Here is a 6,436-nt window from a genome sequence, read left to right on the forward strand (position 1 = left end):
GCCCCGGCCGGCATCACCAAAACCTGCCTTGCGGCCATAGCCCTCGCCATCACGGCGTGGCGCAAAGCCCCGCTCGTCACGGCCAAAGCCACCGCCTTCGCCGCCGCGGGCGGGCGCTGCACGGACGCCATCGCGGTTGGCAAAACCGCCGCCAAAGCCGCCACCGAAACCGCCACGATCACCGTGGCCACGCGCCGGGCCACCGAACTTGCGATCCCGGCCGTCCCGGTCGTAGCCGCCGCCAGAGCGGCCACGGCCACCAAAATCACCACCCCGCGGTGCCTGCGGTGCACGCTGCGATGGCTCCATGCCAGGGATCACCTCGGCCTTGAACTGCTGCCGGCTGTACGACTCAATGTCGTAGATCTTGCGGCGATCGCGGAACTCGGCGAACGTGACGGCAAGGCCATCGCGACCCGCACGGCCGGTGCGGCCAATGCGGTGGGTGTAGTCCTCGGCCTTCATGGGCAGGCCGAAGTTGAACACGTGGGTGATCGTGGGCACATCGATGCCTCGGGCGGCCACATCGGTCGCCACCAGAATCTGGACCTGGCCTGCGCGCAGTGCCATCAATCGGCGGTTGCGCAAGCCCTGGCTCAGGGCGCCGTGCAGGGCCACGGCCGAGAAGCCTTCTTGCTGCAAATCGTTGGCCAGACCATCGCATTCCACCTGCGTGCTGGCAAACACGATGGCCTGGTTGATCGAGGTGTCACGCAGCCAATGGTCCAGCATCTTGCGCTTGTGCTGGGCGTTGTCGGCCCAGTACAGCACCTGCTTGATGTTGGCGTGCTTCTCTTGCGGAGAGTCAATGGTGACCTTCTGCACGGAGGAGCCTCCGTCGTGCATTACACGCATCGCCAGTTGCTGAATGCGAGGCGCAAACGTGGCGCTGAACATCATGGTCTGCTTGCGTTGGCTCGTCAGCTGGTTCAGCTCGGCCAGATCGTCCGAGAACCCCAGGTCGAGCATGCGGTCGGCTTCATCTACAACCAGGAACTGCACCTTGTCGAGCTTGATCTGCATCGAGCGCTGCAAGTCCAGCAGACGGCCAGGGGTCGCCACCACGAGGTCGGCATTCTGGAGCTTCGCAATCTGCAATTGGTAAGGCATGCCGCCAACGACGTTGGCAACACGCAGGCCGCGGCAGTGCTTGACCAGATCGATCGCGTCATGCGCCACCTGCTGCGCCAGCTCGCGCGTGGGGCACAGGATGAGAGCCCCGGGCGTGGCCGCCTTGAAATTGCGGGAGCTGGTGGGGTCCTTGCGCTTGGCGCGCTTGGGGGCAGGTTCGCCACGTGCTGCTGCCTCGGCCACGGCGCGCTCGAAGGCAGCGCGCTCTTCGGCTTCAGCTTTCGCCTGCTGGTTGATCAGCGTATGCAGAACGGGCAGCAAGAAGGCGGCGGTCTTGCCACTGCCCGTCTGGCTGGAGACCATCAGGTCGATGAACTTGGTGGCGTCGTTGCCGCCACCCATCGCCAGGGGAATGGCCTTGAGCTGCACACTGGTGGGCTGGGTGTAGCCCAGGTCGGCCACGGCTTGCACGAGCTGGGGAGCGAGGCCCAGCTCGATGAAGCCATTGGGTTCAGCAGCCACGGAGGCATCGGCATCCGCAGCGATTTCCACTACGGCATCCAGAGGCGAAGACTGCACGGAAATGTCGGCAGCAAAGGAAGTGTCTGCAGGCGCGAATTCGCCCTGCACCAAAGAGGTGTCGGTCATGATTTTTCTCTCACGAAGACGATCGCAAGCGCAGCCTGCGAGGGGCTTCGTCAATGGTTAAAAAACATCAACCATCAAACGAAACCTGCGTTGGCGCTCACGTGGGAGGCCGGGGCGGGTGGGCGTTATTCGCCAGTAGACACCGTCGTAGACGGCAGACTGGCAGCCCGGTGTGTGAGGGGAGATGCACAAATTGCGCAGCGGTTTCTGCGCAGCCAGAGATTATGCCATTGTTTAGGGTTTCCCCGCAATACCCTCACATCGGAATGCGCCAGATAGTGCTTTGGGGCCGTCTTTCTCGGCCCATACCGACTCCACCTTCACACCGACAGCAGATGCTGCCGGTAGTGCGCCAGCTCGTCGATGGATTCGTGCACATCGGCCAACGCCGTGTGCTTCTGGGCCTTCTTGAAGCTGGTGTAGGCCTCGGGCTTCCAGCGCTTGGCCAGCTCTTTCAGCGTGCTGACATCCACGTTCCGGTAGTGGAAAAACCGTTCCAGCTTGGGCATGTATCGCACCAGAAACCGCCGGTCCTGGCCGATGCTGTTGCCGCACATCGGGGCGGTGCCTTTGGGAACATACTGGCTGAGAAAGGCGATGAGGGCCTGCTCGGCCTCTGCCTCGGTTACGGTCGAGGCCTTGACCTTGTCGATCAGGCCGCTGCGGCCGTGGGTTCCCTTGTTCCACGCATCCATCTTGCCAAGCTGTTCGTCGGACTGATGGATCACAAACACCGGACCTTCCACGCGGGGCTCGAGATGGGGCCCGGTCACGACCACGGCGATTTCCAGCAGGCGGTCGGTGTCGGGCTCGAGGCCAGTCATTTCGCAGTCGAGCCAGACAAGGTTCTGGTCGGATTTGGGAAGTGTGATGGGGACAGGGTTGTTGGCTTCTGGCATGGCGCGCATTGTCGCTGATGCCCTAAACTCGCGGCCCATGCCCATTTCCGACGCCGCCTTCTCCCCCGCCATGGCGCTCACGCTGGCGTTTGCTGTGGCGTTGAGCTTGGGGCTGGCACTGAAGTTCTGGCTGGCCACCCGCCAGATCCGCCATGTGGCTCAGCATCGCCACGAAGTTCCAGCGCCGTTTGCCGAGCGCATCTCCCTGACTGCCCACCAGAAGGCGGCAAGCTACACGATCGCCAAGGTGCGCCTGGGCTTGCTGGAAATGGCGCTGGGTGCCGCTGTGCTGCTGGGCTGGACGCTGCTGGGGGGGCTCGACGCCTTAAACCAAGTATTGCTGCATGCGCTCGGTGGGGGAACGTGGCAACAGTTGGCGCTGTTCGCTGCGTTTGCCGCAATCAGCGGACTCATTGATCTCCCTTTGTCTCTGTACCAGACCTTCGTACTGGAGGAACGCTTCGGGTTCAACAAGATGACCTGGCGCCTGTGGATTGCCGACGCGTTCAAAGGCCTGCTGATCGGCGCGCTCCTGGGCCTGCCGATCGCGGCGCTCATCCTGTGGATCATGGGCGCGACCGGCCCGCTGTGGTGGCTGTGGGCCTGGTGTTTCTGGATGGGGTTCAACCTGTTGCTGATGGTGATCTACCCCACCTTCATCGCGCCGTGGTTCAACAAGTTTCAGCCGCTGGACGATGAATCGCTCAAAGCCCGCGTCACAGCCCTCATGCAACGCTGTGGATTTTCCGCCAAGGGGTTGTTCGTGATGGATGGCAGCCGGCGGAGCGCCCACGCCAATGCCTACTTCACGGGCTTTGGCGCCGCCCAGCGCGTGGTGTTTTATGACACGCTGCTGCGCCAGCTGGCCCCCGGCGAAGTGGAGGCTGTATTGGCCCACGAGCTCGGGCACTTCAAGCACCGGCACATCATTCAGCGCATTGTGGCGATGTTCGCCTTGAGCTTGGCAGGTTTCGCAATGCTGGGCTGGCTTTCCAACCAGGTGTGGTTCTACACCGGCCTGGGCGTGCGGCCCAACCTCTCGCTCGACGCCGCCACAGCCGCCGCGCCCAACGACGCGCTGGCACTGCTGCTGTTCATGCTGGTGGTGCCCGTGTTCACGTTTTTCATCTCTCCGATTTTTTCCCAGCTGTCGCGCCGCCACGAATTTCAGGCCGATGCGTATGCTGTGGCCCAGGCCAGCGGCACCGACCTCTCCTCGGCATTGCTCAAGCTCTACGAAGACAACGCCTCCACGCTCACACCCGATCCGGTGTACGTGAAGTTCTACTACTCGCATCCGCCCGCCACCGAAAGGCTGGCGCGCATGCTCTCCCCCTCTCATCCATGACTACTATGTTGAAGAAAAAAGACTGGTCTACGCAGACCCGACGTGCGCTGACAGCTACTGAAGTTGTAGCAAATCTGGCCAAGCTCGACGGCTGGAGCCTCACCGGCGACGGTGCCAATGTGGCCATCGAGAAGACCTACCATTTCGCGAACTACTACGAAACCATTTCCTTCGTGAACGCCCTGGCCTTCATTGCCAATGCGCAGGACCATCACCCCGACCTGTCGGTGCACTACAACCGCTGTGTGGTGAGCCTGAACACGCACGATGTGCACGGCATTTCCTCCACCGACATCGAATGCGCTACGCAGTTCGACGCCCTGGTGGCATGAGCGCATGACACGCCGCACGACTGCACGCCATGGTTGAACGCGGCGCGCTCCAAGAGGGCATCGTCGTGGCAAGCCACGGGCGCCACTGCATGGTCGAAACCCCGGACGGCGAGCGCCGCATCTGCCATCCGCGCGGCAAGAAAAACCAGGCGGTGGTGGGCGACCAGGTGCTATGGCAGGCCCCACCCGCCGGCCAGGGCGACGAAGGCACCATCGAGAAAGTGCAGGCGCGGCGCAACCTGTTCTACCGCCAGGATGAGATCCGCACCAAGTCGTTTGCCGCCAACCTCGACCAGGTGCTGATCCTGATCGCCGCAGAGCCTGTGTTCTCCGAAAGCCAGTTGGCGCGTGCACTGATTGCCGCCGAAGCAGAGGGCATCCGGCCCCTCATCGGCCTGAACAAGAGCGACCTGGTGGAACCGTTCGCCCGTGCCTGGGAACGCCTGCTGCCCTATCGGCACATGGGCTCGGGCAAGCACTATGGCGTGCTCCCGCTTTCGTTGGCACTGTCCAGCGACGTGGACCGAGCGCTGCTGATGGAGCATCTGCAGGGGAAGACGACCCTGGTGCTTGGGCCCTCGGGGTCCGGTAAAAGTACCCTCATCAATCTGCTGGTACCGGGGGCCTCGGTGGTCACCGGCGAAATTTCGCAGGCGCTGAACTCCGGCAGGCACACCACCACCAGCACCCACTGGTATTGGATGGACGAGGCGCGCACCACGGCCCTCATCGACTCGCCGGGATTCCAAGAATTCGGGCTGCACCACATCGCCCCCATGCAGCTGGCCGCCTGCATGCCCGACATTGCCGAACACGCCACCAACTGCAAGTTCTACAACTGCACGCACCTGCACGAACCGGGCTGTGGGGTGATAGATGCCGTCAAACTCGGCCCTGGCGCTGGTGGAATCAGCGCCAATCGCTACAAAATCTATAGCGATCTGTTCGAAGAGCTAAGCCATACCCGGTATTGACGGTGCCCACGAAGCCGAAGGCGACGCCCCATAGGCGTTGACGCGCACCGCCCTGCACACAGGCGTATCCCGGGCGACTGCACCCGTGGAACCGGCTCTGCAAGGCCGCTGGGGGCGTCCTTTGGGAGGAAGCCAGGAAGCCGCGGAGCGGCTCAGGGGCACCCCTTAACCCAGCAAGCGCGCCAGCGTGAGCAGTGCCAGCAGCAGCATCCATACCACCACGGAACGCCACACCAGCCCCACCACGCTGCGCAAGTGGCCCACCTCAGGCTCCCGTCCGGGGGTTGCATCACTGTCACCCATGTCGGCATCCACCTCCAGACCCTGAGGGGGATGGGACTCGGTCCGCGCCTTCAGCGCTTCCCCGCCGAGACGCACATTGATCGCCCCGGCCGTCGCTGCCAGCACCACCCCATCGTTGTCATTGGGGAACCGCTGGGCATGAAACCGCCATCCTTCGATGGCTTCCTCGAAACTGCCCACCACTGCAAAGCTCAGCGCCGTGAGCCGGGCGGGGAGCCAATCGATGGCGGTCCATGCCTGCGCGGAGGCCTTCTGCAGCGCGGCGCTCGCAGGTTGTGCACCCGTGCGCTGCTTGTAGTGCCAGTACCGTGATACGAATTCAGCCAGGCGGTACAAGACTGCCCCTGTGGGCCCTAGCCCCAGCGCCGCGAGCACGGAGAACCATGTCAGCACGCCAAACACGTGCCGGTGTGCCGCCAGCACGGAATACTCGATCACATGGCGCACGATCTCGCTGCGGGGCAGCGCCCCCACATCCACCTGCTGCCAATGGGCCAGGCGCTCGCGTGCAGCATCTTCATCCCCCTCCTCCAGTGCATCGCGGATGCCCGTGAAGTGGTGGCTGAACTGCCGAAATCCAAGCGTGATGTAGAGCACCGCCACGCTCCAGAGCACCGCGAACGGCCAACCGAGCCCCCAAAGCAGCAGCCAATGGATGGCCAGCGTCACCGCAGACGGCACGAGCACCGCGAGGCTCCACGCTACCCATCCATGGTGCGGCTTGCCCGCATCGAAATTGCGGCTCACGGACAAGGCCCACGCGCGCAGGCCTGCGTGAATGGGATTGCTGCGGGCCAGCGGACGTGCCTGCTCGATCAGCAGAGCGAACAGGATGGCGAAGAAACTCATGGAGGGCAATGA

General features: G+C 63.4%; 6 protein-coding genes. 3 read left to right on the top strand and 3 right to left on the bottom strand.

Translation table 11 applies throughout. The annotated features are described in order from the left end of the window. Together MRY84_RS03410 and orn are read right to left on the bottom strand one after the other, a co-directional pair. On the bottom strand, positions 1-1,719 hold a 1,719-nt coding region (locus MRY84_RS03410; protein ID WP_291504350.1), incomplete at its 3' end, for a DEAD/DEAH box helicase. 320 nt (positions 1,720-2,039) lie between these two features. Then, positions 2,040-2,618 carry an oligoribonuclease gene (gene orn, locus MRY84_RS03415; protein ID WP_291504351.1) on the bottom strand — a complete coding sequence of 193 codons (579 nt, stop codon included), beginning with the start codon at positions 2,616-2,618 and terminating at the stop codon, positions 2,040-2,042. A gap of 37 nt (positions 2,619-2,655) precedes the next feature. Between orn and MRY84_RS03420 the strand changes: the two genes are divergently transcribed. From MRY84_RS03420 to rsgA, 3 genes are read left to right on the top strand one after another with little or no spacing between them, the layout of a single operon-like run. Continuing rightward, complete coding sequence (locus tag MRY84_RS03420) at positions 2,656-3,966, top strand: M48 family metallopeptidase (RefSeq protein ID WP_291504352.1); 1,311 nt, start codon at positions 2,656-2,658, stop codon at positions 3,964-3,966. Beyond that, positions 3,963-4,298 (top strand): 4a-hydroxytetrahydrobiopterin dehydratase, encoded by a 336-nt coding sequence (locus MRY84_RS03425; RefSeq protein ID WP_291504353.1) that lies wholly within the window; start codon positions 3,963-3,965, stop codon positions 4,296-4,298. The genes MRY84_RS03420 and MRY84_RS03425 overlap by 4 nt, the downstream gene beginning before the upstream one ends. Before the next feature lie 29 nt (positions 4,299-4,327). Continuing rightward, positions 4,328-5,272 carry a ribosome small subunit-dependent GTPase A gene (gene rsgA / locus MRY84_RS03430; protein ID WP_291504354.1) on the top strand — a complete coding sequence of 315 codons (945 nt, stop codon included), beginning with the start codon at positions 4,328-4,330 and terminating at the stop codon, positions 5,270-5,272. Between the two features lie 165 nt (positions 5,273-5,437). Here rsgA and MRY84_RS03435 read toward each other — a convergent pair whose 3' ends face one another. Further along, a complete protein-coding gene (locus MRY84_RS03435) occupies positions 5,438-6,424 on the bottom strand; it encodes a CobD/CbiB family protein (protein ID WP_291504355.1) in 987 nt (328 codons plus the stop codon). Positions 6,425-6,436: the final 12 nt, after the last annotated feature.

Source organism: Acidovorax sp. (assembly GCF_022763525.1).
Classification (GTDB): Bacteria; Pseudomonadota; Gammaproteobacteria; order Burkholderiales; family Burkholderiaceae_C; genus Acidovorax.

Excerpts from the sequence above, each read along its gene's own strand:
- rsgA (WP_291504354.1), top strand. The coding sequence starts at position 4,328 with ATGGTTGAACGCGGCGCGCTCCAAGAGGGCATCGTCGTGGCAAGCCAC.
- orn (WP_291504351.1), bottom strand. The coding sequence starts at position 2,618 with ATGCCAGAAGCCAACAACCCTGTCCCCATCACACTTCCCAAATCCGAC.
- MRY84_RS03435 (WP_291504355.1), bottom strand. The coding sequence starts at position 6,424 with ATGAGTTTCTTCGCCATCCTGTTCGCTCTGCTGATCGAGCAGGCACGT.
- MRY84_RS03425 (WP_291504353.1), top strand. The coding sequence starts at position 3,963 with ATGACTACTATGTTGAAGAAAAAAGACTGGTCTACGCAGACCCGACGT.
- MRY84_RS03420 (WP_291504352.1), top strand. The coding sequence starts at position 2,656 with ATGCCCATTTCCGACGCCGCCTTCTCCCCCGCCATGGCGCTCACGCTG.